Raw genomic sequence first — 3,653 nt, 5'->3', positions numbered from 1 at the left:
GGGCGCCGCGCCCGCGGAAACCCAAATAACCCTACGTCAACGCCGCCTTCCGTCGGCGCTTACCCATCGGGCGTTGTTCCGGCGTTCTATGTGGTCGGCTGCAAGAGTGTCGGTTTTCGGTACCTGCCGACGCCGGGCATCGCGCCGCGCTTCTGTGCCGCATGCCTGGGAATCGAGCGAGGCCACGCGATGGGCATACGGCTGCAGGTAAGGGATGGCCGCTCCCTTGACGCCGAAAAGGTGGAGGCGCGGGCCGGGATCGGGCAGCACCTTGTCGGTGGGCGACAACCGCGACCAAACCCTCAGGGCCATGAATATCGCGCTGGCACATGGAGCCGACGCCGACGACGGTGCTCGGATTCATGGACCAAGCCAGCGCTTCAGCGCAGCGTTCGTAGTCATCAGGACGCGCTACCGCGCGTCTTTAGCGAGCCGGGGGGCTTGTGCGGGGGAAGTTTCAGGATGGTTTTGGACGCGCTTAAATGCATAATGGATCGGCATGCTCCGAACCGCCGACAGGTGACTTGGGACGGTGCGGCGTATATTGGAACTTGCATGCGGTGCGGTTGCAATATTATTCGAAAAGGACGAAAAAATGGCGTAGTAACGGCCCGGTGGTCGAGTGATGGTGGACGTTGTACGGGAGAGAATTGTTAGAACCAATTTTTTCATTGTTCTCTCTGCTGGTCTTTATGGCACGCATCTGGAAGAGGTTGCGATTACTCATTCCAGCCCCACGCGGAACGGGTCGTCGGCCAGTCGAGGTAGGCCGCGCCAGACAAAGGTGTCACTGGGCGGCGGCTAACTTCCGCGCTCGTAGTGTAATTTCCGTGGTAGATTGCGGATTCGATCGTAAGCGCCGACGGAAGACGGCGTTGACGTAGGGTTATTTGGTTTTCCGCGGGCGCGGCGCGCATTTCTTGGTGAGACCGCGAAGCGAGCCTGTATCACCTCAATGTGGGGTTGAGATCCTATGGGGATGTGAATATCGACCGACACCCTGCCACGATGAAGTCGGCAATAACCACCAAGAGACCTACAATGCAAATCGCGAAACGGCGTTTCGAGGCGTCGACCACTATTCGCGTTGATCTTGCCGCAATCTTCGTTCGTTAGCGCGGATTATCAAACCGCTGGAAGTCGCCAACTTCGGCCACTACCGTGCCTGCCACAATTAAGGCTACACCCCTCATCGCCTGCACGGCTGTTGTTTGGCGCATTGGTGAAGGTGAATTGGGCGTCGAGGTAGGACTTGGGGGTATCGTGCCCGCCCATGTGGTGCCTGTTCATGAAGAGCCAGCCCATGGTGATGTCTCCTGCTGATTGAAGTCATGCCGCTGCGTTCAGGGCATCGCCGGCAGGCGCAGTCGCCTGGGCAAGGCTGAAGGCGCGCAGATAGTTGAAGGCTTGTTCGGCCTTGGCCGAAGCAGTGAAGATGGCGCTGTGGTCGGCGCGGAGCACCCTGACCCAATGCGCGAGGTAGCTGGCATGGCTGTCGTGCAATTCGGTCGGCAGGCCGAGTTCGGCGCAAATATAACTTGCTGTAAGTTCGGCACAAAGTTCTTCGACGCAGTAAGCATCGTCACCGAAACGCTTGCCGAACGTCCGGTTGAGCCGGTCCTTGCTCCCGCTCCAATGTGCGCTTTCATGCCCTCGGGTAGAGGCGTAAGCGTCACCCGACTTGAAGCTGCCGGGACGGGGTAGCTGGATGTAGTCGCCCAGCGGGCTGTAATAGGCTTCGTCGCCGCCATGGCGTACCCGCGCAGGAATTGCCGCGAAGAAGGCATCGATCGCGTCCTGGCGCTGCGAAAGCAGGGTCGGTGTCGGGGGAACGTCGCGGGCGTAGTAGTAGTCGGGCAAGCCCTCGATCTCGTCCGCGTTGTAGACGATGTAGTGGCGCAGGAAACGGATCAGCTGGCCGGTGGCCTCGCCCATCAACCCCGGCTGTCCGGCCTTGCGGAAGCTGGAGGCATAGATCGACATGGAAGGATCGGCCTTGCGGCGAACACGCGCACCGAGTTCTTCGGCCTGGCGGGCGGTCATCCAGTAGCGGCTGCGGTATCCACGCGCGTCGGCGATCGTCCAGAGCCAAAGGCAGTTTATCCCGTTGTACGGGGTGCCTTCGTGGCGCAGAGGACGGCCGCCCTCCCCGGTCAGCGACCAGGACCGGGTCCATGGGGTGGTTCCGGCCTCGAGCCGGGAGACGATGGCGTTGGTGACTTCGCGCGCGATGTCACGTGAATTGCGTGGTTTAGTGGACATGAGGCGCTGCTCCCGATAGCAAAAATGGCTCCACCGTCGGCGTCTCTGGGGGGAGACGTCGGCGGTGGAACCTTCTGAGCGGCGTTATTCCGCCGCTTCCGCCCACTGACTGACGTCATCGTCGTCGCCGTAGACAGCGGGCGAACCGTCATCGACCTGCTGATCGTCGTCGCCTTCGGCCTGGCCCGCATCGTCGATCGAAACGCCCTCGCCGTCATCCCCGTCGTCGGGCCCGGCAAGGGCTGCGTCGATCAGGCTGGCCAGATCGTCCTCGGCTTCGCCGTCGGAGCCACGTTCGCCGGCTTCTTCGGGCGTGTCGTCATCGTCCTGATCGATCGTCGTCTCGGCGGGGGTGAAGCGCATCGCTGCGGGTACCCAGGCGAGCGCCTTCTCCTTAACGTCGGCCTCGATCACCGCGTCGCCGGCGAACAGCTTCTCGCAGGACGTCGAGATTTCGCCCTTCTTCTGGCTTGCATGGCGGCTCGAGAGAGCAGGGCCGCCAACCTCGTCGAGGAGCGAGAGCAGCGCGCCCTTCGATACGCGGTCGAAGAAGTTTGCCGAGGTCGGGCGCCACCACTTGGCAACATCGACCTCGAGGAGCCCTGCAAGGTGGTTCTGAAGGGCGTTCTGGCGATGGCTGTAGGTTTCCTTCGACTTGAAGGACTTGGCGACCGTCCAGGCCAGCCACGCGGTCTTGGACTCATCGCCGAGCGCACGGAAGGCGTCGAAGCGTTCGATCATGCTCTTGTGTTCGGTCCAGGAGGCGTCGAGGCCCTCGCGCACTTCGGCCAGATAGTCGTGCGCGACCGACTGCGGATAGGCGTCGAAGCGAACCGGATCTTCGGGATGCGGAGCATGGATGCTGGTGCCGCAGCTCTCGCGCATGATGTCGACCTTATCGACCATTGCGAACAGCATGTAGTCGAGCGCGAGCGCCGGATTGGCGATCATGGAAGCGCCCAGAACGTCGCGGCGCTGCACCGCAAGCTGGTCGAGGAGAACCTGGCTAAGCGCCTTGCCGCCCGGTGCGGCCTCGTCGGGAGACACATCCTTGGTGCCTCCGGTGACGGTGGCGGTCTCGCCTTCCTCGATGCGGAAGGTCGGCACGCGCGGCGCAGCATCGCCGGAAGTTTCGCCCTCGATACCGTCTTCCCCGGTTTCGGGCGCGTCCTCGTCGTCTTCGTCGGGCTCGACCATGGTGACGCTGAGCGGCGTCTCGCTGAAATAGGTGTCGTCGAGTTCCATGCTGCCGTCCTGCGAGAGCGTCAGGAACAGGCCGACACGCGGGGCGAGTTCGGGAGGAAGGATCTTTTCCTGTCGACCGGCATCGCGCAGTTCGTCGCTGAGAGCATCGTGTTCGGCATCGAGGGCCTGCCAGGCTTCTTCCTCGA

At 62.4% G+C, this 3,653-nt stretch carries 1 protein-coding gene and 1 pseudogene; both read right to left on the bottom strand.

Annotated features, from left to right (window positions below; all coding sequences use genetic code 11):
• Window positions 1-1,329: 1,329 nt before the first annotated feature.
• A complete protein-coding gene (locus LH128_RS28890; RefSeq protein WP_008833248.1) occupies window positions 1,330-2,262 on the bottom strand; it encodes an ArdC family protein in 933 nt (310 codons plus the stop codon).
• An 84-nt stretch (window positions 2,263-2,346) separates the two neighbouring features.
• Window positions 2,347-3,653, bottom strand: a pseudogene (locus tag LH128_RS28885) (hypothetical protein); the annotation flags it as partial.

Origin of the sequence: Sphingomonas sp. LH128, from assembly GCF_000293195.2 — a bacterium.
In the GTDB taxonomy this organism is placed as follows: Bacteria; Pseudomonadota; Alphaproteobacteria; order Sphingomonadales; family Sphingomonadaceae; genus Novosphingobium; species Novosphingobium resinovorum_A.
Note: the sequence above shows the minus strand (reverse complement) of the source record. Positions and strands in the feature narration are given on the sequence as shown.